The sequence below is a fragment of the Arthrobacter sp. EpRS71 genome (assembly GCF_001512285.1).
Lineage (GTDB): Bacteria > Actinomycetota > Actinomycetes > Actinomycetales > Micrococcaceae > Arthrobacter.
In genome coordinates this window covers 2,345,600-2,370,104 of the sequence record NZ_LNUV01000006.1, presented here as the reverse complement: position 1 = coordinate 2,370,104, position 24,505 = coordinate 2,345,600, and the positions used below count along the sequence as shown (strand labels likewise).

22 protein-coding genes and 1 pseudogene are annotated in these 24,505 nt (G+C 63.0%); 14 read left to right on the top strand and 9 right to left on the bottom strand.

Features of this window, described 5'->3' with window-relative positions:
- Positions 1-3: 3 nt before the first annotated feature.
- On the top strand, positions 4-264 hold the full coding sequence (locus AR689_RS21430) for a hypothetical protein (protein WP_062073435.1): 261 nt from the start codon (positions 4-6) through the stop codon (positions 262-264).
- Positions 265-405: 141 nt separating this feature from the next.
- Here the strand turns inward: AR689_RS21430 and AR689_RS21425 are convergent, their stop codons facing one another.
- On the bottom strand, positions 406-1,317 hold the full coding sequence (locus AR689_RS21425) for a phosphatase PAP2 family protein (protein WP_062073434.1): 912 nt from the start codon (positions 1,315-1,317) through the stop codon (positions 406-408).
- 154 nt (positions 1,318-1,471) lie between these two features.
- Here AR689_RS21425 and AR689_RS21420 point away from each other — a divergent pair, with 154 nt between their 5' ends.
- From AR689_RS21420 to AR689_RS21405, 4 genes are read left to right on the top strand one after another with little or no spacing between them, the layout of a single operon-like run.
- On the top strand, positions 1,472-2,890 hold the full coding sequence (locus tag AR689_RS21420; RefSeq protein ID WP_062073433.1) for an ABC transporter substrate-binding protein: 1,419 nt from the start codon (positions 1,472-1,474) through the stop codon (positions 2,888-2,890).
- On the top strand, positions 2,887-3,852 hold the full coding sequence (locus AR689_RS21415) for a carbohydrate ABC transporter permease (RefSeq protein WP_082698103.1): 966 nt from the start codon (positions 2,887-2,889) through the stop codon (positions 3,850-3,852). The genes AR689_RS21420 and AR689_RS21415 overlap by 4 nt, the downstream gene beginning before the upstream one ends.
- A gap of 8 nt (positions 3,853-3,860) precedes the next feature.
- Entirely contained in the window at positions 3,861-4,733 is an 873-nt protein-coding gene (locus tag AR689_RS21410) for a carbohydrate ABC transporter permease (RefSeq protein WP_062073431.1), read from the top strand.
- A 31-nt stretch (positions 4,734-4,764) separates the two neighbouring features.
- A complete protein-coding gene (locus AR689_RS21405) occupies positions 4,765-6,177 on the top strand; it encodes a glycoside hydrolase family 32 protein (protein WP_062073429.1) in 1,413 nt (470 codons plus the stop codon).
- 244 nt (positions 6,178-6,421) lie between these two features.
- Here the strand turns inward: AR689_RS21405 and AR689_RS21400 are convergent, their stop codons facing one another.
- The 4 genes and pseudogenes from AR689_RS21400 to AR689_RS21390 all read right to left on the bottom strand — a co-directional run bounded on the left by AR689_RS21400 (position 6,422) and on the right by AR689_RS21390 (position 8,747).
- Positions 6,422-7,474 (bottom strand): LacI family DNA-binding transcriptional regulator, encoded by a 1,053-nt coding sequence (locus AR689_RS21400; RefSeq protein ID WP_062073427.1) that lies wholly within the window; start codon positions 7,472-7,474, stop codon positions 6,422-6,424.
- Between the two features lie 62 nt (positions 7,475-7,536).
- Positions 7,537-7,974, bottom strand: a complete 438-nt coding sequence (locus AR689_RS21395; protein WP_231745661.1) for a DUF2510 domain-containing protein — start codon at positions 7,972-7,974, stop codon at positions 7,537-7,539.
- A gap of 63 nt (positions 7,975-8,037) precedes the next feature.
- A pseudogene (locus tag AR689_RS23595) lies at positions 8,038-8,121 on the bottom strand (DUF2510 domain-containing protein); the annotation flags it as partial.
- Positions 8,118-8,747, bottom strand: coding sequence for a DUF2510 domain-containing protein (locus tag AR689_RS21390; protein WP_231745617.1), 630 nt, complete (start codon positions 8,745-8,747; stop codon positions 8,118-8,120). The pseudogene AR689_RS23595 and the gene AR689_RS21390, both read right to left, overlap by 4 nt.
- Before the next feature lie 115 nt (positions 8,748-8,862).
- Here AR689_RS21390 and AR689_RS21385 point away from each other — a divergent pair, with 115 nt between their 5' ends.
- The 5 genes from AR689_RS21385 to menD all read left to right on the top strand — a co-directional run bounded on the left by AR689_RS21385 (position 8,863) and on the right by menD (position 15,316).
- The gene (locus AR689_RS21385; RefSeq protein ID WP_231745616.1) at positions 8,863-9,471 is read left to right on the top strand and encodes a hypothetical protein; all 609 of its coding nucleotides are present in this window, start codon (positions 8,863-8,865) and stop codon (positions 9,469-9,471) included.
- A gap of 61 nt (positions 9,472-9,532) precedes the next feature.
- Positions 9,533-10,549: an o-succinylbenzoate synthase gene (locus AR689_RS21380; protein WP_062073420.1), complete on the top strand. Its 1,017-nt coding sequence runs from the start codon at positions 9,533-9,535 to the stop codon at positions 10,547-10,549.
- A 78-nt stretch (positions 10,550-10,627) separates the two neighbouring features.
- Positions 10,628-12,715, top strand: coding sequence for a PhoX family protein (locus AR689_RS21375; RefSeq protein ID WP_062073418.1), 2,088 nt, complete (start codon positions 10,628-10,630; stop codon positions 12,713-12,715).
- Between the two features lie 198 nt (positions 12,716-12,913).
- Positions 12,914-13,489, top strand: a complete 576-nt coding sequence (locus AR689_RS21370) for an SOUL family heme-binding protein (protein ID WP_062073416.1) — start codon at positions 12,914-12,916, stop codon at positions 13,487-13,489.
- A 117-nt stretch (positions 13,490-13,606) separates the two neighbouring features.
- Entirely contained in the window at positions 13,607-15,316 is a 1,710-nt protein-coding gene (menD, locus tag AR689_RS21365) for a 2-succinyl-5-enolpyruvyl-6-hydroxy-3-cyclohexene-1-carboxylic-acid synthase (protein ID WP_062073412.1), read from the top strand.
- A 271-nt stretch (positions 15,317-15,587) separates the two neighbouring features.
- On the opposite strand, the gene AR689_RS21360 is transcribed toward menD, so the two are convergent.
- The 4 genes from AR689_RS21360 to AR689_RS21345 all read right to left on the bottom strand — a co-directional run bounded on the left by AR689_RS21360 (position 15,588) and on the right by AR689_RS21345 (position 19,595).
- Positions 15,588-16,382 (bottom strand): amino acid ABC transporter ATP-binding protein, encoded by a 795-nt coding sequence (locus AR689_RS21360; RefSeq protein WP_062073410.1) that lies wholly within the window; start codon positions 16,380-16,382, stop codon positions 15,588-15,590.
- A gap of 11 nt (positions 16,383-16,393) precedes the next feature.
- On the bottom strand, positions 16,394-17,185 hold the full coding sequence (locus AR689_RS21355) for an amino acid ABC transporter permease (protein WP_024817743.1): 792 nt from the start codon (positions 17,183-17,185) through the stop codon (positions 16,394-16,396).
- 98 nt (positions 17,186-17,283) lie between these two features.
- A complete protein-coding gene (locus AR689_RS21350; protein WP_062073408.1) occupies positions 17,284-18,081 on the bottom strand; it encodes an ABC transporter substrate-binding protein in 798 nt (265 codons plus the stop codon).
- Positions 18,082-18,239: 158 nt separating this feature from the next.
- Positions 18,240-19,595, bottom strand: coding sequence for an isochorismate synthase (locus tag AR689_RS21345; protein WP_062073404.1), 1,356 nt, complete (start codon positions 19,593-19,595; stop codon positions 18,240-18,242).
- A gap of 91 nt (positions 19,596-19,686) precedes the next feature.
- Between AR689_RS21345 and AR689_RS21340 the strand changes: the two genes are divergently transcribed.
- The 4 genes from AR689_RS21340 to AR689_RS21325 all read left to right on the top strand — a co-directional run bounded on the left by AR689_RS21340 (position 19,687) and on the right by AR689_RS21325 (position 24,380).
- Complete coding sequence (locus AR689_RS21340; protein ID WP_082698100.1) at positions 19,687-20,448, top strand: demethylmenaquinone methyltransferase; 762 nt, start codon at positions 19,687-19,689, stop codon at positions 20,446-20,448.
- Between the two features lie 27 nt (positions 20,449-20,475).
- The gene (locus AR689_RS21335; RefSeq protein WP_062073400.1) at positions 20,476-21,819 is read left to right on the top strand and encodes a geranylgeranyl reductase family protein; all 1,344 of its coding nucleotides are present in this window, start codon (positions 20,476-20,478) and stop codon (positions 21,817-21,819) included.
- Between the two features lie 9 nt (positions 21,820-21,828).
- The gene (locus AR689_RS21330) at positions 21,829-22,932 is read left to right on the top strand and encodes a polyprenyl synthetase family protein (protein ID WP_062073398.1); all 1,104 of its coding nucleotides are present in this window, start codon (positions 21,829-21,831) and stop codon (positions 22,930-22,932) included.
- Between the two features lie 578 nt (positions 22,933-23,510).
- A complete protein-coding gene (locus tag AR689_RS21325) occupies positions 23,511-24,380 on the top strand; it encodes a type IV toxin-antitoxin system AbiEi family antitoxin domain-containing protein (protein WP_062073396.1) in 870 nt (289 codons plus the stop codon).
- Positions 24,381-24,505 lie beyond the last annotated feature (125 nt).

The following is a 24,505-nucleotide window of genomic DNA, read 5'->3' as shown; positions in this document are numbered from 1 at the left end:
ACTATGCACATCAAAGAATTTTGGCACCAGCTATCTCCGGACACACAGCAATGGCTCATCGATAATCCGGGAACCATGATTGTGCCGAGGACCGTCACCGCGATCATCAACGGGGAGACGGGGGAGGGTGACACCGTGGACGCGCATGGTGGCACGGTGCTCACGCATGAAGATCAGCATTTCATCCAGGAGCGGGCCCGGGGACGTGGAACTGCTTCTGGCGAAGAGCCCCAGTTCTTCGACTCGGTCGGTCCGAAGGACTAAGCCTCTGCAGCGGCGCACCCCTTAGCGCTGATCGCTCCAGTAACCACTGGTGCGTGGGGCGCGTGCGGGTGCGCTACCGACGCGGGACTGGTGCGTGGGGCGCGTGCGGGTGCGCCGCCGTCGTCGTCCCAAGTAAGAGCGTCAGCCCTTACGCGCCGCCAAGCCAAACAGCCACGTGCCGCCAAGCGCAGACAGGTACCCGGCTATCACAATGAACGCGGTGCCGGCCCAGAAGTAGTCAATGGTGCTGTCGGTGCTGAGGCCGGGCATGACTTGGAGCAGTGAATATGCTGCCACGAAGCCGGCGATCACCAGTCCCGTTACAGTGAGCCAGACCCATAGGCGCGAGGCTGCCCAATGTTCGCCGTACCCCTTCCACGCATTCCAGCTGTTGCCGTTGCGAAGGACGAGCCAGCCTGCCGGGAGCATCACGGCGGACACCACCAGGAACGCAGCCACGACGTCGGCGGGGCGGTGCCATTGATTGATGAGCGTTGAGACGCCCGTAGCTACGGCAAAGGTGCTCCCGAGGAAGCCCGCCAGGGGGCGCCAGCGGGGCGAAACCATGAGGAACACCGCTGCCGCGGCCGATGCTGCCAATGTGGTGTGTCCGGAGGGGAGTGAGTTCAGTACGAGTGTTTGTACGCCGCGGTCGGGCCGGTCCGGGATGAGGAGCTTGAGGATTTGGGTGGCCGCGTTGGCGGCTATGCACGCTGCCACGGCGATTCCGGCGGCAGTCCAACGCCGGCGGGCCACGGTCACAAAGAGCACCGTGATGGTGGCGATGGCCAGCGAGAGCATGGGGAGCATGTCCAGGAATTCGGTGGATGCCCTGCCGGCTGTTCCTGCCAGCACCGTAGCTTCGACCAGTGCCGACTCGTCGATGAACTGGCCTGCAGTGGTGCGCACAAAGAAGTAGTAGGTGGCCGCCAAGCCGACGGCGCTGCCGATGGTGGCAAGGCAGAACAGGAATCCTGTGCCTGCGCCGGCGTCGCGTCCTTGAAGCGGCCGTTTGCTCGACCTCCCGCTGGTGCGGAATTGCTGGGAACTCATTCTGACTAGACTGCCACAGTTCTCTGGGCGGCTCGTGTGTGTTTGCTCGAGCGCTGCGGTCCGGAGTGAGTACTCGGCAACATCCCTGTGACGCTTGACACGTGTTAGGTGGCGGGAATAGGCTTCCTAACACGTGTTAGGGAAGGAAATCTACATGTCGGGAACCAATGGAGCTTTGCGTGAATTCACACGTAGGAGTGCCCTCACAGCCCTCGGCGCAGGAATTGTCGGAGTCACCGCGGCGTCGTGGCCGCGCCTGACCGGGGCCGACATTCCAGGCCGCGGAGACAACAGCCTCAGCATCGCCATCATGGGCACCGCCGCAGACGCAGCAGCCCGCCAGAAGGTCATTGACGCTTTCGCCAAGGTCCACCCCGAAATTAAGGTCAAGGTCCAGGCAATCCAAGCTGTGGACTGGAAGGACTTCTTCACCAAGATCCTCACCATGGTTGCAGCGGGCACCCCGCCGGACGTGGTGTACGTGGCCACGGAAGGCGCCCAACTCTTCGCAGAGAAACTGGCCCACCCGCTGGATGAGTACCTGCGCCGCGACGCCGACCATATGCGTGAGTACTTCGAGGACGTCCACCCCAGCCTGGTCGAGGCGTTCATGTACAAGGGCAGCCTGTTCCAGCTCCCCATCGACTGGAACGCCGCCAACATGTACTACAACACCACTGCACTGACCAAAGCAGGCCTGGAACGGCCGTCCGACAACTGGACGCACACGGATTTCCGCAGCACCCTCGCTGCCATGAAGAAGGCCAGCCCCAAAGACTTCACCCCGTACTACTGGACCAACCGCCTCTTCGGTGGAGTGGTTCCGTGGCTCTACGCCAACGACACCAGCTTCCTCAAGGAAACCAAGTCCCCGGGCGGCGAGTGGCTATGGGACGGCTTCTACGCCAACGACCCCTCGCGCAGCCTCCGGTCCGGCGGCTACCAGTGGCTTGAACCCAACGCCGATGATCCCCGGGTCTTCGAATCCTTCGACTACCTCCGCGGTCTCGTCAAGGACGGGCTGGGTGTCCGGCCCGAGGAAGGCGGCGGCAGCGCACTGATCGGCCTCTTCGCTTCAGACAGAATAGGTACGACGCCGGCGGGCGGCTATTGGGTCCAAGGCCTCCACGAGGCGGGGATGACCGAGAACGACTTCGACGTCCAGTTCTTCCCCAAGTGGCGGACACAGCGCCACCAGTTCGGCACGGCCGGCTACGCGATCATGAAGACCGCCAAGGATAAGGACGCCGCCTGGGAATGGGTGAAGTTCAGCTCCAGCCGTGAAGCCATGCAAATTGTATTCCCCACCCCGAATACCACGCCGGCACGCCGCTCCATGGTCAACGAGCAGCTCTACGCCGGAAAGGGCCCGCGGAACTGGAAGGTCTTCTACGACACCTTGGACAGGTTCCCCACCACGGGTCCCATTCCAGCGCCACCCCAGCAGGCCGCCGTCGAAACCGCCCTCATGAAAAACGTCAGCCTGGCTGTCAGTGGAGACGAGCGTCAACTCAAGGACGCCCTTACATCCATGCAGCGCGATCTTGAATTGGCCCTGAGGAGGCAGCCATGAGCACCGCAACCAGTACGCCAACGGGGACAGGGAGCGAGCCAGGCCGTCGCCAGGCTGTTCACAAAAACGTGCAAGGATCCAAGCGCGACCGCGTGCAGCAGCGCTGGCTACCTTGGGCTTTCCTGGCGCCGACCATCGTGGGCATGGGCATCTTCACCTTGCTGCCGATCGTCGCTTCGATCGCCCTCGCATTCTTCCGCTGGGACATCATCACGGCGCCAACATTCGTTGGCTTCGACAACTTCGCCGAGGTAGTCCAGGACCCCACCGTCCGGGTGTCCTTCCTGAACACCATCGTGTTCGTGGTGGTGGCCGTGGCCCTCCAGCTCGGACTCGCTCTCGGCCTGGCCATCATGGTGCAGGAGAAGCTCCCGGCCTGGCTCAGGGTGTTCTTCCGCTCCGCGTTCTTCTTCCCGCTGATCCTCTCCGCAGCCTCGGTATCGATCTTCATGCGGTACCTCTTCAACGAGCAATTCGGCGTGGTGAACTGGCTGCTGTCCATCGTTGGCATCCCAGCGGTCCCGTGGCTGACAACGCCAACCGGGTCTGCCGCCGTCGTAATTCTTGTTTATGTGTGGCAGAACTTCGGGTTCTCGTTCCTGCTGTTCATCGGTGGCCTTGCCTCCATTCCCGTGGAGACCTACGAGGCCGCGTCGATTGATGGTGCCACGGGTTGGCGCAAGCACTGGTTCGTCACCCTGCCACTGCTGAGCCCCACAACGTTGGTGGCCTCGGTCATGGCAATCATCAACGCGCTGCAAGTGTTCGACCAGCCCTACGTGCTAACCCGCGGTGGGCCGGGAGATTCGACGAGAACAGCCGTGATGGTGATTTTCGAGTCCGCGTTCCAGCGCCTTGAATTCGGCCAAGCCTCGGCGATCGGAGTGATCCTGACGCTGATCATCATGGCCATCACCGCCGCGCAGTTCCGGCTCAGCAAACGATTCGTCTTCTACCAGTAAGGCCCGCCATGACTACCATTCAAGAACGTGTCACCACCACGGCGCCTGTGGTGAAGCGGAAGAAGCGCGACTGGTCCGTGGCCATCCGCGTCGTTGTCTTGCTGATCGCGTCCGTGTTTATCCTCGGCCCGGTGTTGTGGACGCTGTCCACCTCGCTGCGACCGCCGTCGGAATCCTTCCAGCTGCCGCCCGCCTTCCTGCCGCTGAACCCGGACCTGACCTCCTACGAGCAAGTGTTCAAGCAGCTCAACATCGTGGCGCTGGTGGTGAACAGTGCGTTAGTGACCGGTTTGATCGCGGTGGGCCAAATGATCACCGCCGCGTTGGCCGGCTACGCGTTTGCGCACCTTCGCTTCAAGGGCAAGGGAGCGCTGTTCTCGATCGTGCTGGCCACCATGATGGTCCCGGCGCAGGTCACCATAGTTCCCGTGTTCATGCTGATCCGCGGCGTTGGGCTCTCCGACACACTGCTGGCGCTGATCATTCCGGCCATCCCGACGGCGTTCGGCACCTTCCTGATGCGCCAGTACTTCATGGGGTTGCCGGGTGAGCTCGCTGAAGCGGCGGCGATCGACGGCGCCTCGCCGTGGCGGACGTTCCGTTCCGTGTACGCACCGCTGGCCATGCCCGGCCTGGCAATTGTGGGCATCCTGGCGTTCAACTTCCACTGGAACGAATTCTTCCGGCCACTGATCATGACCATCTCCGAGCAGAACTTCACCCTGCCCCTGGGCCTGGTCTCGCTCCAAGGCAACCTCGGCACCGGAAGCATCTCCGTAGTCCTGGCCGGCGTTGTCCTCTCCATGATTCCCGCGCTGGTGGTGTTCATGTTCGGCCAGCGTGCGCTGCAGGACGGACTCACCGCGGGCACAGGCAAATAGTTTCTGCTTCATCATTTTGAAAGGGGCTCCGTTGACGGACCTTGCACTCTCTTCCTCTCTTGTCTCCGCCTCGTTGCACGCGGACCCGGCGTTTCCGCGCTTCCACCCGCGGCCCGCGCAGGGCTGGATCAACGATCCCAACGGCATCAGCTACATCAACGGCCGCTACCACGTGTTCTTCCAGTACAACCCCTCGTCCGCGCGGCACTCGCACATCAACTGGGGACATGTCAGCTCCCCGGACTTAGTGCGTTGGGAAGAACACCCCGTAGCGCTCTCGCCCCAGGCAGGCGGGCCGGACTCCGCCGGATGCTGGACCGGTGTGGTGACGTTGGATGATGGCGTGCCAACCGCATGTTATTCGGGTATCCAGGACCACGGCGGGCACTCGCAGGTGGTGATCGCGCGCGGCTCCGCCGATCTTGTTTCCTGGGAGCAGGACGGGCACGTTGCTGCGTCCATGCCCGAAGATCCGCTGGTTACCGCCGTGCGGGACCCTTTTATTTTCTGGTTTGGCGGTGCACGTTACGCCATGCAGGGGGCGGGTCTTGCCGACGGCCGCGCCGCCTTGCTGCTGTACTCCGTTTCGGATCTGAATTCCTGGGAATACAAGGGGATCTGGCTCACCAGCGACCACCCCGTGGCCGCAGCCCATACTCCGGCCGAAATCTGGGAATGCCCGCAGCTGGTGGAAGTGCCTTCTTCTTCCGGTGGGTCCAGCTGGGTCATGATGTTCTCCCTGTGGCTCTCGGGCGACGACCACGAGCACGCCAACGGGGTAGGGCACCTGATCGGTTCCCTGACCATAGATCCCGAGACCGGGTTGCCGGTATTTACGCCTACCTCGGGTGGGAAGTCCGATCTTGGCCGCGATTTCTACGCACCTCAGATTGTGCAGCTCGCGTATGGTTCGGCTGAGTCTTCTGCTGCTGTTGCTGAGCCTGCGGCGCTGCTGTGGGGTTGGGCCAACGAAGGTCCCGGACGTGATGGCCGCCGGGGGCGTGCACAAGAGGAAATCGACGACGCCGGGTGGTCGGGTGTGCTGACTCATCCCCGCGTTGTGTCGGTGGTTGATGGTTCCCTGGTTGTCACTCCTGCGCCCGAGGTTGGGGCATACCGGGGTGCTTCTGTGGCTACGGGTGCTGCCGGTTCCGTTGAGCTTCCGGGGTTTGCCGAGGTGCTGGTGCGGGGTGGTGATGGTGCTGGTTCCGGTTCCGTGGAGTTGGTGCTTGGTTTGGGAGCCGACGCTCAGGTGGTTTACTCGGGCTCCCTGGCCCCCGGCGAAGAGCTGCGAATCTTCATCGATGCATCCCTTGTGGAGGTGTACCGTTCAGGCTCAGTCGCCACCACCCTCCGGTCCTACCCGGCTCCGGGGGAGGAATGGCAGCTCACGTTGCCCGACGGCGCGACTGCCGACGTCTGGGAGTTGACGCTGCCCGAGTAGGCGGCAGGCCGGCGTCGTACTTGCGTTGTGGGGCCCGCTTTGCGTGTTTGTGGGTTGTTTTGGGGCGCAGAGTGGGCCTCGCAACGAGGGTGGGGTGCGTTGTGGGGCCTGCTTTGCGTGTTTGCGGGTTGATTTGGGGCGCAGAGTGGGCCTCGCAACGTGGGTGGGGTGCGTTGTGGGGCCTGCTTTGCGTGTTTGTGGGTTGTTTTGGGGCGCAGAGTGGGCCTCGCAACGGAGGCGTGTGTCAGCGGGTGGGCGCGGGGCCGGTCGACTCGCGAACCACCAATCGGCAGGGAACCATCGTTTCGACCGGAGCCCCGCTCCCCGTTTCGCCGGTGCCCTCGATCGCGTCCAGCAGCGTGGTCATTGCGGCGCGGCCGATTTCCCGTAGGGGCAACGCCATGGTGGTGAGGGAGGGAACCATGGTGTCGGCGATCCGGGTTTCGTCGTCGTAGCCCATGATGGACAGGTCCTCAGGGACTCTCAGTCCCAAACGCGCGGCGGCGAGGGTTACGCCCACCGCCAGGCGATCGTTCGCGCACATGATGGCTGTGGGCCGCTCGCTGGGGGACACGCCGTCGAGCACTTTCATGGCGCCGTGGAAGCCGGCGTCGATGTCCCAGCCGGCCATGAAGATCCGGTCCTCATGGACCGGTAGCCGGGCCGCGGCGTGTGCATCCCGGTAGCCCTGAACGCGCAGAGGGGCCGCAGGCGAATCCTCCGACCCGGCAAGAAGTGCGATGTCCCGGTGGCCAAGCTCCAACATGTGCTCAGTGGCCTCCCGGCCGCCGGTGACCTCGTCCGGAATCACGTGATGCAATTGCGGCTGGGGGTGCTCGTCGTAGCAATTGGCCAGGACTGAGGGAACACGGAGCATCCCGTGTGGAACCTCGATCGGTTTCAGGCCCACGGTCACGTACATGAGCCCATCAACCTGCCGGTCCAAAAGGGTTTCAATGGCGCTCGCATCCCTGGCGGTATCGCGTTCAGTGTCCATCACCACCGTGACGAATCCGCGGGCGCGGGCAACGTCGTCGGCGCCACCGATGATGTTGCCGTCGAATGGGCTGACCACCACCTCGTCGGACAAGATGCCGATCACGCGTGACCGCTGATTTCGGAGGCTCAAGGCGATGGCATTGGGGGAGTAATTGAGCTCCTCAGCCGCCTGCCGGATCCGGTCTTGGCTCTCCTTGGCCACGTTCCCGTCGCCACGACCGTTCAAAACCAGCGAAACCGCGCTTCTGGACACACCCGCCTTCTTGGCGACGTCCAGCGCGGTGGCCTTGCGGTTCATGGTGCTTCCTCTCCTGCCGATAAGTCAGCATTCTACCTAACGCGTGTGAGGGAATCGGGCTTTCAGTACCCCAGTTCGTAGAACACCGACTGCATGAAGGGCAGCGTTTTGGCGATCCCAGCCACAAAGTAGAGACCCCACCCGGCAACGATGGCAGCGATCGGCCACAGACCTTTTCGTGGTGCCACCTTGTGAATCACCACGGCTCGCCCAATGACATAGGGCACACCGCCAAGGAACGACCAGGCCCAATGGAACGGCCGGACAACGCCCGATCTCGCCAGGCGTCGGGTATCAAACAGCGCCAGCACCACTGTGGTGCAGTAGGTGGAGACCAACCCGCACCAGATCAAGAAGTAGCCAGTGCTGAAGATTGTCGCGGGGTCCAAGGTGAGGGTGCCGTTCCTGGTGTAGGTACGAACCTCGATATGCCACGTCAGCATCAGCAGGCCCGGCAGGAAAGGCAGCACGGCAATAAGCCAGATATACGGATTCACCACGTTCTGGTCTCTTCGAAGCATTGGGCGCTGAATTTCTGGAGGCAGGATCACCGGAGGCACGACGTGGTCTACCCACTCGGTGCCATTCCACCAACGGAGGCTGTGGGGGTCTCGAGCGTCTGGATACCAGCCGGGCGCTGCTGTCATGCGTTGACCGAGTACCCAAACTGCGAGTACATCGACTGCATGAAGTTGGACATCCAAATACCGGTAACCACCAGGCTGATAACAATCACGGCGATGCTGGCCCACACCGGCCAAAGCCCCCGCTTTGGCGCCACTTTGTTGACGATCACAGAGCGGCCGATCACGTACACCAGTGAGCTGAGGAACGCCCAAGCCCAGTGGAAGGGACGGACGACGCCGGACTTGAGCAGGCGTTGACGGTCCAGGAAAGCGAAGAATACCGACAGCCCGTAGGACAGGAAACCGGCGCCCATCAGCACGAAATAGCCGGGGGTGTACATGGAGAAGGGATCCATGGTTGTAACGCCCTGCCGCGTGGTGATCATCCTGAATTCCGGCTGCCACGTGAGAAGGAGCAGGACGGAGAGCAACGGCAACAAGGTGATTGCCCAGATGAACGGGTTGTACACCGGCGTGTCCGGGCTGAGCTCGGGACGTGGCTGCTGGATGGGCGCCTGGAACTGGGCGGGCGCCTGGAACTGGGCGGGTGCTTGGTTGGGTGTCCACGCGCGTCCGTCCCACCACCGGACGAAACGTGAGTCCGAAGGGTCCGGGTACCAGCCGGGAGGTGTTGTGGAGCCAGGCATGGATTGAGTCATTATTCCCCCGCATTGAGTCGTGGTTCTGAGAATATCGCGATTGCGGCCTCTCGCTTGCAAAGAGCCCCTCCCCAGACGCCACATGGCGGTGTATGGATGGAACATGAGCTTTTTCGATGACCGTCCTCAACAGCCATCGCGTCCGCGTGAACCGCAGCCTGCCCAGCCCGGATGGTTCGGCCCGCCGTCGGACGAGATGCCTGGCATCGCGCGAGTTGGTGGGTTTGTTTTCAAGAGCCAGCGGATGGTCCTGGTGCTGAAACTGGTGGAGGTGCACTCCACTGGTTGCCTGTTGGACCTGGTCTGGTCCGTGCGGCGGGGCAGCGAATCGGACCAGGAATGGCGGGAGATCGTGGAGGAGAGCTATAACCATCCGCGGTCCAGCATGGACGCCAGGACCGGTCTGGAATTAGGTGTTGCTTTGGCGGACGGACGCAAAGCTGTGGCAGCTATCCACGGGCCGTTGGCCTTCGAAGACGCCGCCGACGTCACCGGCCCTGTGCTGACAACTCTGGGCGGGGGTGGAGGAAGCAACAACTCCGAGTTTGCCCAGTTCACCGGCCGGTACTGGTTGTGGCCGTTGCCGGTTGAGGGGGATACGGCGTTGGTGGCCAAATGGGATGCGCTGGGCATGCCGGAAAGTTTGCTCGTCCTCTCCGCACAGCAGCTGGCTGACGCACTGGGCGGGGTGCAAAAGTACTGGAGTGAGTAGCTTTTCCACATTGCCGAAACGGGCTGCTTGTTGGGTGGGAGGCCGCCGGTACAGTGGCAATATGCCTGCACTTCCCTCCCTCGAAGAACTCCTCGATTCCGCCCACGTAGTCTCGCTGCCCATGCGCGTGAAATTCCGCGGCATCATGGAGCGCGAGACCCTCCTTTTACGGGGACCACTCGGCTGGGGCGAGTTCTGTCCCTTCCCCGAATACGACGACGACGAATCCTCCCGGTGGCTGGCCGCAGCACTGGAAGCGGGCTGGCTCGGTTTCCCCTCGCCGTTGCGGGACAGGATCCCGGTCAACGCCACCGTTCCCGCCGTCACTGCAGAGCGCGTGCCTGAGGTGCTGGCTCGCTTCGGGCGGGTGGACGCCGTCAAGATCAAAGTTGCAGAGCGGGGACAAGAACTGGCGGACGACCTCGCCAGAGTGAATGCGGTACGCGAGGCCCTGCCTGACGCTGCCGTCCGGGTGGATGCCAACGGTGGGTGGGACGTCGACCAGGCCGTGGAAGCGTTGAGTAAACTCTCCGCGGTTGGCCTCGAGTATGCCGAACAACCCGTTCCCACCATCGAGGGCCTCGCTGAGGTCCGGCGTCGGCTGAGTGCTGCAGGTACGCCAGTCCTGATCGCCGCGGACGAGAGCGTCCGCAAGGAAGAGGACCCCCTTCGTGTTGCCCGGGCAGGTGCGGCTGACCTGATCGTAGTTAAGGTCGCCCCGCTCGGGGGAGTTGCGCGTGCACTGGACATTGTGGAGCAGGCCGGGCTGCCCGCCGTCGTAAGTTCCGCCTTGGACACCTCCGTGGGCATCCGTGCCGGCCTGGCGCTCGCAGCCGCGCTGCCGTCACTCCCTTATGCCTGCGGCCTTGGCACCGTTTCGCTGTTCGCTTCGGACATCACGCTGGACCCGCTGGTGGCCGACGACGGTGCCATCCAGTTGCGCGATACCGTTGCCGATCCTGGCCTGCTTGAGCAGTATGCGGCACCGGGGGACCGCCGGGACTGGTGGCTGGACCGGCTCCGCCGCGTGCACTCAGTGTTGGCGCAAAACCAGCATAGTTTGTTCACCGGAGATTAACCAGAGAGACCTCTCGACTTTGGATTCCGCTGAAAGGCTCAGCGGGAACCTCGTACATTTTCTGGAAGGTCTACCCCCATGTCTGAAACCACCGGACGCACGTTTCCGTTGCTCCCCATGCTTGGCCACACCAAGGGCAAGCGCAGCCCCGTGACGTGCGCACTGAAATGCGACAACGCCTGCTCGGGCGATGTCTGCAATACCAGCGCCAACGGTTACTTCCGCGACATCGCTTCAACGGCCATGTCCCGTCGCGCTGCCCTGGGGCTCGGCGCAGCAGGAGCACTCGCGATCGTGCTTGGTGGTGCTGTTACTGGTGGAGACGCCGCCGTGGCTGATTCGGGCAACGGGCTCTCCGATGCCGCTAAGAAGGGCTTCGACAAGTCCAAGCTGAAGTTCACCGCCATCAAGCCCGTTGACGCAGCGGTGGATGCCTTCACCGTGCCTGAAGGGTTTGACTGGAAGCCGGTGATCCGCTGGGGCGACCCCCTCTTCGCCGATTCACCGGCATTTGACCTCAACGCCCAGACCGCTGCGGCGCAGGCACGCCAGTTCGGTTACAACAACGACTACACGGACATTCTGCCGATTCCCGGTTCCAAAGATCGCCGTGCCGTCCTGTTCAGCAACCACGAGTACACCAACGAGAACATCATGCTCCCGGAAGGCTTCGACCCCGCCGAGGCTCGCGCGATCGGTCGCGCAGGGCATGGGTTGGCCGTGGTGGAACTGGAACGCAAGAACAAGAACAAGCCGTGGAACTACGTTCAGGGCGCACCGTTGAACCGACGCTTCCTCACGGACACTACTTATGAGCTGACCGGAGCCGCGGCCGGCACCAACCTGGTCAAGACCATCGACGACCCCGCTGGCCGCTGGATCAAGGGCACCCTCGGTAACTGCGCAGGCGGCACCACCCCGTGGGGAACCATCCTTTCCGGCGAAGAGAACTTCAACGGCTACTTCGCTGCCCCAGGCACCAGCGAAGGCGACAAGCGCTACGGCATTTCCGCCAAAGCCACCACACGCCAGTGGGAGCTCGACGAGCCGCGCTTCGATACCCGCAACGCCGGCTATGCCAACGAGACCAACCGCTTCGGCTGGATTGTGGAAGTGGACCCGTTTGATCCCACCTCCACTCCCAAGAAGCACTCCGCCATGGGCCGCTTCAAGCACGAGGGCGCCAACGTCATCGTCGCTCCTTCCGGCCGCGTAGTGGCTTACATGGGCGATGACGAGCGCTTTGACTACCTGTACAAGTTCGTCTCCAAGGGCAAGTACCAGGCTGGTGACTCAAAAGAAGCCCGCAAGAACAACATGAACCTGCTTTCCGAAGGCGACCTCTACGTAGCTCGCTTCACGGGTGACTCTCCCGCAGACATCGACGGCACGGGCAAGCTCCCCGCCGACGGCTCATTCGATGGCACCGGTGAATGGCTTCCGCTGGTGGTCAACGGAACCTCGGCTGTGCCGGGCATGACCGTGCCGGAAGTTCTGGTCTACACCCGCCTCGCCGCTGACAAGGTTGGCCCCACCAAGATGGACCGTTGCGAGGACGTGGAGCCCAATCCGCGGACGGGCAAGGTTTACGTCGCCTGCACCAACAACACGGACCGCGGCAAGCCGGGCAAAGAAGGCGCCACCGAGGTTAACCCGCGCAACCTGAACCGTGACGGCCACGTCGTGGAAATCACCGAAGGACGCGAGCAAACGGGCACCAAGTTCAACTGGAACCTCCTTTTGGTTGCCGGAGACCCCGCCAAGAACACGTCCACCTACTTCTCCGGATTCCCGGCCGATAAGGTTTCGCCTATCTCCTGCCCGGACAATGTTGCCTTCGACTCCGTGGGCAACCTCTGGATCTCAACCGACGGTGCCCCCGGCACCATCGGCTACGCGGACGGGCTGTTCAAAGTCACTTTGGAGGGCCCTGAGCGCGGGAAGGTGGAGCAGTTCCTCGCTGTCCCGCGCGACGCCGAAACCTGTGGGCCCATCATTCACGACGAAGAACGGACCGTTTTCGTCGCCGTCCAGCACCCTGGTGAGGATGGCACGTTTGCAGCCCAGAACTCCTTCTTCCCGGACTACGTTCCGGCCGGAGCCACACCCGCCGCCGGTGCAGTGCGGGCACCCCGTCCCTCCGTAGTGCAGGTATTCCGCAAGTAACACCTTTTCCCAGAAGTTGACGAAAATGCTCCCCCTACCGGCATCCCGGGAGGGGGAGCATTTTCGTTTCCACGCTCTCTCACATCCCGCGTGCTTGGGCCGGTCCCTCTCTCACATCCCGCGTGCTTGGAACCGAACGCTCTATCATTTGCGGCTCTCTGACGGCTTGTGGCACGGCGGCGTAGGGTCGTTTGAACCATGACAGAACAGCAGCCGTACGATCTGGTCCAGCAGTATCCACACTTCGAGCTGCGTCGTTATCCCGCGCATGTACTCGCAGAGGTGCACGTCCACGCCGCGTTTGATCGCGCCGGAAACGAGGCATTCCGTTCTCTCTTCAACTACATCAGCGGCAGCAACACCACCAAGCAGAAGCTGTCCATGACTGCGCCGGTCATTCAAGAGAGCGGAACGTCAGGGGAGCTGGTCATGACGGCACCTGTCCTGCAGAGCGGGCCCATCCCGGGAGATGCCGATGAAGCCTACGTTGTTGCCTTCGTCTTGCCAGTCGGAGTGACAGCGGAGACTGCCCCTGTGCCCGACGACCCCAGGGTCAAGATCCGTGACGTACCAGGGGCGCTATCCGCAGTAGCACGGTTCACGGGCAACGGATCGGCCGCGGCCTTTCAGCGCCATACAGTAGCGCTGACGGAGGCACTTCAGCTGGCTGATTTAACACCGGTCGGTTCGCCCAGGTTCGCGCGCTTCGACCCTCCCTTCAAGCCCTGGTTCCTCCGACATAACGAGGTAGTCCTGGACGTCAAGGAAGCCTAACGGCAGCTGGGTGAGAGACGGTTGGCCGGAAGGGCTAGTGATGTGAGAGACGGTTGGCCGGAAGGGCTAGTGATGTGAGCGAGCGTTTGGGTCCGGATGCGCCAATAGACTGGAACGGTGACTTCCCAGGACTCTCTGACATCCATCGGTGCCGCACGGATCGCCGTTACGGCACTGCTCGACGGCGGTGTGCGGCACGTGGTGGTAGCGCCCGGTTCACGTTCCGCCCCCATGGCCTACGCGCTCGCGGAAGCTGAAACCGCAGGCCGCGTCCGGCTCCACGTCCGCATCGACGAGCGGGATGCTGGATTCACCGCGCTGGGACTCGCACTTTCCACCCAAGCTCCCGTGGCAGTGGTGACCACTTCCGGTACGGCGGTAGGCAATCTCCTGCCCTCGGTCATGGAAGCCAACCATTCAGCCGTCCCCGTGGTGGTGATCTCGGCTGACCGTCCCGAAGAACTCCACGGCACCGGGGCAAACCAGACCACCATCCAACTGGACCTTTTCGGCGACCACGTGAGATTCGCCGTCGACGTCCCCGCAGGCGACCATCCCCAAAAGGCCCTTGCTACTGCGCTCTACGCGGCCACCGGCGCCCTCGAGAATACCCCTCCCGGCCCTGTCCAAGTGAACCTCGCCTTCCGCGATCCCTTGGTACCGGCCGACGGCGACTCCCTTCCCGCAGAAGCGGGTCGGGGCGTGTTCCATTACGACGCCGGACCCCAGGCGCTTGAACTTCCGGCGGCATCAAGCGAACTTGCCGAGCGACGTACTGTGGTCCTCGCCGGCCACGACGCCGGGCCCGTGGCCGAAGCCTTTGCCCGCGCCCACGGACTGCCCCTGCTGGCAGAACCTTCATCCAACGCCCGCTTCGGGCCAAACGCTGTTGGGCCGTACCGGGTCCTGCTGGCGCATTTCGGTCCTGGGTCGCCTGCGCCAATCGAGCGGGTTGTCCTGTTCGGGCGGGCGACCCTGTCCCGCCCCGTGGCTGCCCTGCTGGCGCGTGAATCTGTTGAATCCGCCATTTACCAGCCCGTCCCTGTTGCTTGGTATGCAGAAGGTCGGCGCCGCGAAACCCCCATCGAAACCCTGCCGGAGCTCGCCGATTTCGCTGGCCGTGGCTCTGCCGACTGGCTCGATTCCTGGCTCCTCGCCGGTGCGGCCGCCCAGCACGGACTTGATGGGGTGCTGGTGGGGGAGAGCCTCGCGAACGGTCCGTCAGTGGGCGCCACGGTCTGGGAGCACTCCCGCGGACAGCTGGTGCTCGGTTCCTCCAACGGCATCCGCGACGTAGACCTCGCTGGCCAACCTCACACCCAACCCATCGCCACGGTTTACGCCAACCGCGGCCTCGCAGGCATCGACGGAACCATCGCCACAGCCACCGGAATCGCCCTGGGTAGCGGCCGCGAAACCACGGTCCTACTCGGCGACGTCACCTTCCTTCACGACGCCGGGGGACTCCTTATCGGTCACGGAGAACCCGTGCCGGACCTCCGGATCGTGGTGCTCAACGACTCCGGCGGTGCCATTTTCAGCCTTCTCGAACATGGTGTGGTGGAGGACTCCGGGGCCTACGGCGCCGCCGTCGAGCGCCTCTTCGCTACCCCGCACTCAGTGGACATTGCGGCACTCGCGGCGGCTTACGGCGTCGGACACCAAGCAGTAACCACGACGGCGGAACTCGCCGCGGCTCTCAAGTCACCACTGAAGGGGCGCACCATTGTGGAAGTGCGCGTGGACCGGGCGGGTTTGAGGGCACTCCATGCGCGGATCAAGGAAGCCATCTCGGCCGCGGTGGGCCAAGTCCTGACGGCGGGCTAACCCCGGTCCGCCCCACCTCGCTACCGTTGCCGCCGATCGCACCCGTGGCCGCTGGTGCGAATGGCGCGAAAGGGTGCGCCGCGGGGGGAAGGAGTGGTGCGCCGGGCGCGAAGGGGAGCGCCGCCGCCGTCGTACTTCACTAGGACAGCCAAATCTAGGGGCACCCACATTCCTAGGTGACGCAGAAACGGGAGGGTGACACCCGAAGATGGGTGTCACCCTCCCGTTTGGGTGGCGCTAAAGACTATGCGCGGCGTCAGTCCAGTAAGGGTTAGTCCTCCACCACGTCAATGTGCGTGGGGTCGAGGACGCGGCGCAGGAACTCCTTGGTGCGCGGCTGGGTGGGGGCGCTGATCACGTTTTCCGCGGGCCCTTCTTCCACCACAACACCGGCGTCCATGAACACCACACGGTCAGCAACTTCGCGTGCGAAGCCCATCTCGTGCGTCACCACCAACATGGTCATGCCTTCATGGGCCAGCTTGCGCATGACAGCCAGGACGTCGCCCACGGTCTCGGGGTCGAGCGCGGATGTGGGCTCATCGAAAAGCATCAGCTGCGGGTCCATGGACAGAGCGCGCGCGATGGCCACACGCTGCTGCTGGCCACCGGAGAGCTGGTCCGGGAAACGGTCGGCGAGGTGTCCCAGGCCAACGCGTTCCAGGTTGTGTCGCGCCACCTCTGCGGCCTCGGACTTGGAGCGCTTGAGGACCTTTATTTGCGAGATGGTGCAGTTGTCCAGGACGCTCAGGTGCGGGAACAGGTTGAAGTGCTGGAACACCATTCCAACGTTCCGGCGCATCCGGTTGAGGTCCACGTCCGGGTCGGTTGCCTCGAACTCGCCCACGTTGATGGTGCCGCCGTTAGGCTGCTCAAGCAGATTGACGCAGCGGAGGAGGGTGGATTTGCCCGAACCCGAAGGCCCGATCAGGCAAACAACCTGACCCGGTTCAACGGTCAGCGAGATGCCTTTGAGGACCTCGTTGCTGCCGTAGGACTTGCGCAGATCCTTGATGTTTACACCGGCGGCTTGAACGGTGGACGTGCTCCCAGTGGAGTTATTCATGACTGTCCTGCCTATCGCTTAGTCCGCGCGGAGCGGCTTTCGAACTTCCGTGCCAGGAGGCTCAACGGGATGGTGATGACCAGGTAGAAGGCACCGGCAACGAGCAGCGGCGTGAGGCCGGCACCGAGGCTGGAGATGCCGTCGCGGCCGAACTTGGTGAGCTCGTACTGGGAAGCGGTGAGGCCAAGGACGTAGATCAGCGAGGAGTCCTTGGTGAGCAGGATGATCTCGTTGGTCAGTGGCGGCAGGACAATCTTGAATGCCTGCGGGATGACGATTGAGATCATGGCCCGCCAGTGCGGCATGCCCAGCGAACGGGCTGCTTCCATCTGTCCTTTGGGCACAGCCTGCAGGCCGGCGCGCAAGGTTTCGGCGATGTAGGCCGAAGCCACCATGCCCAGCGAAACCATGACCACGATGTTGACGTCCCACTGGACACCGAACGCCAGAGGAACGCCGTAGCCGAAAGCGATGAAGACCAGCAGCGCAGGAACGCCTCGGAAGAACTCGATGTATCCGGTGGCGAGCCAGCGGTACAGCGGGAACGAGGAGAGCTTCATCAGGGCCAGCAGGAGGCCGCCTGACAAACCCACCACGAAGGCCAGGGCTGTGTAGATGAGGGTGTTTTTGAGTCCCACCAGGAAGATGTCCGGGAACATCGGCCCGATCTTGGAGAAGTTGAAGACGCTGGTGCCAATCGTCTTCCAGTCCACCGCAAGGATCACTGCGGCCACGGCCACGACGAATATTCCGGCCTGGACGTACAAACTGACTTTGGCTCGTTGACGTGCAGTCATTGCCATGGGGTTCTCACATTCATGTTGCGCAGGTGGGGCCCCGAAAGGACCTGAACAGATCGTCTCGGGGCCCGCCTACGTGATCTTGGGAGCCGGGGCTCGAACTACTTGGTGGCTTCGCCGAACCAGGTGGTCTCGAACTTCTTCAGGGTGCCGTCATCGGTGATGCGCTTCAGGGTGGCGTTCACGGCATCCGCCATGGCGGTGTTGCCCTTCTTGATGGAGATGCCCAGCTTCTCACCCGTTGCGTAGTCTTCAACGCGCTTGAGGTTGGAGTCGTCCTTGATGGCGTAGCCAAGGACGGACTGGTTACCGACGGCAGCATCGATGGTGCCGGCCTTGAGGGCCTGGACCAGGAGGCCGGAGTCTTCGAACTGCTGTGCGTCGATTCCCTTGTCCTTGGCGTACTGGGCGCCGGTGGTGGCCTGCTGGACGCCCACCTTCTTGCCCTTGGCGCCGTCGATGTTGGAGATGCCGGAGGACGAGGTGGCCACGAGGGTCAGGTCGTCGTCCAGGTACGGGGTGGAGAAGTCCATGACGCTCTTGCGGACGTCCGTGATGGAGATCGAGGAGATGGAAACGTCGCAACCGGTCAGTGCGGTGCCGGTCTCGATTGCTTCGAAGGAGCTGTCCACCACGTTGAGTTCGGTCTTGGTGTCCTTGGCGATTTCGGCCGCGATGTCCATGTCGAAGCCGACGATCTTGCCGTCCTTCTGGAATTCGAAGGGCTCGTAGGGGACGTCCGAGCACACCGTGAGTTTGCCGGCATTGATGAGCTTGAGACCTGACTCCGAGGACGCGGCCGGGGTGGAGGAACCACCACAGGCGGTCAGGGCCAGGGCGCCGGCTGCGAGCACGGCGGCAATCTTGGTGCCGGACAGAACCGAACGGGAGATCTGCATGTTGTTTACCTTTTGTTGCGGTGGATGCTGAACTGAGTCGGTTTTAGTGTAGCGCCGAACGTGAGATGTGCATCACAGGAAACTAAGTTTCACTATTGGATAACAAGTTTACGCGCTAATCAACCATCGCAGGAGACCCAGTGTCTGGAATCCCAGAATTAACGCTGGATGCCCAGCGCCTCCAGCATCGGCCGGAATTTAGCCCACGTTTCCGCCAATTCGGCCTCCGGCACGGAACCTTCCACAATCCCGCAGCCCGCGTACAAGCGCACCGTGTTGGCATCCTCAATGACAGCGCCACGGAGTGCGATGCCCCACTCGCCATTGCCGGCAGCGTCCAGCCAACCCACCGGCCCGGCGTATGGGCCGCGGTCCAAATGTTCCAGTTTGCGGATCAGTGCCCCGGCTACCAACGTGGGCGTCCCACACACGGCGGCTGTGGGATGCAGGGCGTTGATCAGCGCCAAGCAAGTAGGAACGTGTCCCTCGATGTCAGCCAGCTCCGCCTTCACGTCCGAGGCCAGATGCCACACATTGGGCAGCTCCAGAATGAAGGGCTCGCTGTGGGAATTCATCGCCTCGGAGAAAGGGGCGAGCTGCCGGGTCAGTGAATCAATGGCGATCTCGTGCTCGTGGCGCTGTTTTTCGGAACCAGCAAGGACCCGTTCCGCATATTCCATGGGGGAGCCGTCCATGCCGTCCGCGTCGCGGCGATCCAAGGTTCCAGCCAGCACGCGCGCCTGCGCAGTGCGGCCCTCCACCTGAATCAGCATCTCCGGCGTCGCACCCACCAGTCCGTCGACGCCGTAGGTCCAGCATTCGCGGTACCTCGCAGCAAGCTGGCGAAGAACCTCCGCAGCGTTGACGCCCTCCGGAAGGTTAGCGACGACGTCGCGCGCTAACACCAGCTTCTCCAGCTTTCCTGCGCGGATTTCCTGCACGCCGTTGGAAACGGCCTGCATCCACGCCGTCTCGCTTAAGGAACCGTGGCTGAGGTGACCGGCCGAACCGTCCGCCGCAACAGCGTCCGGTGAGAGTCCGACGTCGGGCCCTCCGCTGGCTGAACCGTTGCCGTTGGGCTCGGGCTCAGTGAGCCAGCGGTCAACTGAGGCGAGGACGCCCGCCTCGGTGAGGGGGCCGTCGTCGAACGTCAGCTGTGTGGCCCAGGCGCGGCCGTCGCGGATGCCGATCACGAGTTCGGGGAGGATCAAGCGCGACACGTGCGGGGAGGTTTTTGAGAAGGCAAACGAGCCGAAGGCCACCGGACCGGTGCCCGGGACCTCCACGAAATCCGTGATTTCCGCCTCAATAATGAGGTGCCGCCACCAGATGTCGGCCTCCAGGAATCGCTCGGGGCCCGTGGCGTTGAAGCGGGTCAGCTCGCCGTAACCCACCAGGCCGGCCTCGCGGCGGGACCAGCACAGGACGTCGTCCCGCACCAGAAACGACGGCAGCCCCCCGGAGGATGTTTCAACATCGAGGGGGACTGTCAAGGTGCGGAGCGTGCTCGTCATGATGGAACAACAGTACTCCCGAGTTCAGCCAGAATCTGAGCCGACTTCTACAGCGCAGCAAAGTCGCGTGAATGTCTGAGACAATTACAGGGTGAACCGAGCATCCTTGGAAAAGCGTCCGGACGAAGTTGCGACGATGTTTGATGATGTCGCCCCAAAATACGATGTCGTCAATGATGTCCTGTCCATGGGGCAGACACGGCGTTGGCGCCGGATCGTGGTTGACGCCATGGACGTCAAGGTGGGTCAGAAGGTCCTGGACCTCGCCGCCGGAACGGGAACATCCAGCGAACCTTACGCCGACGCCGGCGTGGACGTGGTGGCATGCGACTTCTCCCTGGGCATGCTCAAAGTAGGCAAACGCCGCCGCCCGGACATCGACTTCATTGCCGGGGACGCCACCAACCTGCCGTTCGCTGACAACAGCTTCGACGCTTCCACCATCTCCTTCGGCCTTCGCAACGTGGTTGAACCCAAGAAAGCCCTCGAGGAAATGCTGCGCGTCACCAAGCCTGGCGGCCGCCTGGTCATCGCCGAGTTCTCCCACCCCGTGGTTCCCCTGTGGCGCAACCTCTATACCGAGTACCTGATGCGCGCGCTCCCGGCCATCGCCACCAAGGTCTCCTCCAACCCGGACGCCTACGTTTACCTCGCCGAGTCCATCCGCGCCTGGCCGGACCAGGACCACCTGGCCCAGTGGCTCAGCGACGCCGGCTGGACGGACGTTACCTACCGGAACCTCAGTGGCGGCATCGTTGCAGTGCACCGTGCGCAAAAGCCCGCCGAGCACCGCGAAAGTGTTCCCGTGGCCAAGCTCCGCCGCCAGATTAAGCCGCGCCACCAAGCCGGCTAACAAGCACAGCCTGTTGATGAGGACGTCGTGAAAGTACTGATTGTTGGCGCGGGCCCGGCCGGGTCCACCGCTGCGTATTACCTCGCCCAGCAGGGCATCGATGTCACGGTGCTGGAAAAGACCTCCTTCCCCCGTGAAAAAGTCTGCGGTGACGGCCTCACTCCCAGGGCCGTCCGCGAAATCCAGAAGCTCGGACTGCCGCATGCTGTTTCGGAGGGTTGGCGGCGCAACAAGGGCCTTCGCCTTATTGCCGGCGGCCGCACCATCGAACTGCCATGGCCCGAAGTGGCCGACTTTCCCACCTACGGCCTCATCCGGACCCGACTCGGTTTTGACGAGGACCTGGCCCGCCACGCTGAGTCCGCGGGCGCCGTCGTGCTTGAACGCCACAGCGTCACCTCCGCACTGACTGCAGAGGATGGCCGCGTCATTGGCGCCCAGGCTGCCATCCTGGACGAGTCCGGACGCAAGACGGGCGAAACGCGCGACTTCCACGCCGACGTCGTCCTCGCCGCAGACGGCAACTCAACGCGAACTGCGGTGTCGCTGGGGATGCACAAACGCGACGACCGTCCGCTGGGCGTCGCTGTGCGCACCTACTTCACTTCGCCCCGGCACGACGACGACTGGATGGAAGGCTGGCTGGAACTCCCCGGCAAATCCGGTAAGCCGCTGCCCGGCTACGGCTGGGTGTTCGGCGTTGGCGACGGCACCTCCAACGTGGGCCTGGGCATCCTGAACTCTTCCAAGGAATTCGGCAAGCTCGACTACAAACAGGTCCTGCGTGAATGGACCGCCGGCATGCCGTCCGAGTGGGGCTTCACGCCGGAAAACCAGGTGGGGGAGATCCGCGGCGCAGCACTGCCCATGGGCTTCAACCGCACACCGCACTACTCGCCCGGCCTGCTCCTGCTGGGCGATGCCGGTGGCATGGTGTCCCCGTTCAACGGCGAAGGCATTTCCTACGCGATGGAATCGGCCCGGTTTGCCGCTGAGTTCCTGATTGACGCTTCGTCGCGCTCGGCTTCTGCCGGATGGTCCACGCACGACGCCGATGCTCACCTTTCGCGGTACGCGGACTATGTGCGGGACCAGTGGGGTTCACACTTCACCTTGGGCCGTATGTTTGCCTCGCTGATTGGGAAGCCCGCCGTGATGAAGCTGGCACTGCGCACGGGCATGCCCATCCCCGTGCTCATGCGCTTTGTGGTTCGCATGCTGGCCAACCTCACGGATCCGTCCGCGAAAGGCTTCGAAGACCGCGTTATCCGCGTCCTCGAGATGCTGGTTCCGGCCACCTCCAACACTTCCTCTGCCCGCGCCCTTACGCCGGCAGGCACCAACACCGCGGTTTCCGCAACAACTAGTTAGGGTTAACCCGTGACGAACTCTGCCGAACACAGCTGGACGCATGCCGGGCACGGCTTGCCGCAGGCTGTTGAGCCTGCTCCCAACACCACAGCGATCGCAACGGGACTCCAGCTGCCCGCCGGATTCGCTGCCATTGCCGGCGATGCCGAGCTGGGCCCGGCCATCACCACCAACCTCGCCAGGGTGGAGAAGAAGCTCCGCGAAGCGATCTCCAACTCGGACCCTCTGGCCGACGCCACGTCCCGTCACCTGGTGGAAGCCGGTGGAAAGCGCATTCGTCCGCTGCTGACTCTGCTGTGCGCCCACCTTGGTGATGCCTCACGCCCCGAGGTTGTTCAGGCCGCTGTTGTAGTGGAACTGACACACCTTGCCACTCTGTACCACGACGATGTGATGGACTCCGCTCCCTTCCGCCGCGGCGCTCCCACTGCCCACGAAGTATGGGGCAACTCGGTGGCCATCCTTACCGGCGACCTCATCTTTGCCCGCGCCTCCATCCTGGTGTCCGAGCTCGGTTCCCGCGCTCTGGGTATTCAGGCGCGTACCTTCGAGCGGCTGTGCCTTGGCCAACTCCACGAAACTGTTGGACCGCGGGAAGACGAAGATCCCGTAGAGCACTACCTGTCCGTCATCGCAGACAAGACCGGCTCGCTGGTAGCAGCATCCGGTCAGCTGGGTGCGATCTTCGCCGGTGCCGACGAGTCCTACGAGGACCTGCTGGTGGAATACGGCGAGAAAGTTGGCGTGGCCTTCCAGCTTGCCGACGACGTCATTGATGTCACCGGTGTAAAGGTCAAGTCCGGCAAGTCCCCGGGCACCGATCTCCGCGAAGGGGTACCCACCCTGCCTGTCCTGTTGCTTCGCCGGGATGCTGCTGCGGGGGATGCCTCGGCTGCCGCCCTCCTCGAATTGATCGACGGCGACTTGTCCTCGGATGCTGCCCTTGCCGAGGCAGTGGCCGGACTGCGCGAGCACCCTGTCACCAACGAGTCCTGGAAGATCGCCCGCCAGTGGTCCTCCGAAGCCGTTGCGGCCCTGGACCCGCTGCCGGAGGGCGTCGTGAAGGCGTCGCTGACCAACTTCGCGCATGCTGTGGTGGACCGCAGCAGCTAGGTTCTTCTTACCTTTCGCAGGCGTCCGGACTCTCGTAGTCCGGGCGCCTGCTTTTTGTTGCGGCGACTTGGGCGCAGGCGGTCTTGTGCCTGGTACCGTCATCACCTACTTTGCGGCTCCAGGTGTGGCGACACACTGATGGATGCGGCGTGTTGGGCGGTTTGTGGAATCAAAGTGGGTGGTGGGCGTTCTCGGCTCGACGCACAACCTCCGTGAAAAACGGAATGGCCCCGGCTCGCTGCAACGTTACGAGTCATACGCTGCACCGAACCGGGACCACAATCTCCGTTCGCATCAGACCCACCGGAGGCATTTAGTGGATCCGTGAAAAGTTTATGACAATCCTGTCACATATGCAACTCTCTAGGTCAACGGTTTTCGTGATGGTGCAGCACGATTTACAGCCAATCGCCGGTCCTTCGCCACCAACTTCGAATTTCGGAAGCGACGGACACGCCGATTTAAAGGTGTGGTGCAGCCTTCAAAGTGTTCAAAGAGGGTGGTGGAGGTACACGGAGTTGTCCACATACGGGACTTCTCAGCAACCGCAGGCTCCCCGCCGAAGCCAGCATGGCTGGATGAACATCGAGGATTTCCTCCGAAGCCGGAGCGGAGCAGCGACCACTCGGAGCCTGTTGATTGCCGGCTTTAGTCGCCGCATGCTCGCAAATGCTGTGAGGGACGGCCGCGTGACCCGCCTTCATCGTGGCGTCTATATGTCCAAGGACTCAGATCCCGACGTCGTGGCCGCCTTTCGATCCGACGGACTACTTACCTGCATCTCGGCAGCGCGCTTCTATCGCCTGTGGACCCTAGGGGCAGCTGAGCCGCTTCATCTCAGTTGCAGTACTGGACTAGCGAGACGGGGCGTAGTCCACCACGGAGTCTGCCTGCACCCGGCCCACCCATATCTGCCAGTTGCAGGGGTAGCCGATGTGGTGATCCACGCCCTCAGATGCCTACCGGAACTTGAAGCACTAGTCATGGTGCAGAGCGCAGTTAGCCAGGCGCTCCTGTCAGCGGAATTCCTGAGATCGAAGCTTCCGGGCAACCGGAACGGTAAGGTCCGGGAGACACTGCTTTTGGTTCTACCTCGTGCCGATTCCCTCTTGGAGGTGCTGGCCCATACACACTTCACGCGGGCAGGTCTGCGAGTCCGTATGCACGTGGACGTGCCCGGTGTGGGAGAGGTGGACTGTCTGGTCAATGAATGCCTGATCGTAGAACTCGACGGCGGGACTCACCTTGAGGGAAAGCAGGTCAAGAAGGACCAGTACAGGAACAACGCGGGCATGCGGGGAGGCCTTTTGACTCTCCGCTATTACTACGTGGACGTCGTACATCATCCGGAGAGAATGGTCGAAGAAGTCCTGACAGTACTGCTCAACAGGGAAGTCGGCCGATACGCTCCGGCACGGTACGCTCCCGGGTGGGTTCCGCCGTCGTGAGCCGCCTAACTGTGGTATCGCCACCACCAACTTTGACCGAAAAACTCAGGCGACACGCCCCGCGAAGGGCGTGTCAGGGTTGTTCCGGAATCAATGTGGGTGGTGGCCGCACACAGGCCACAAAA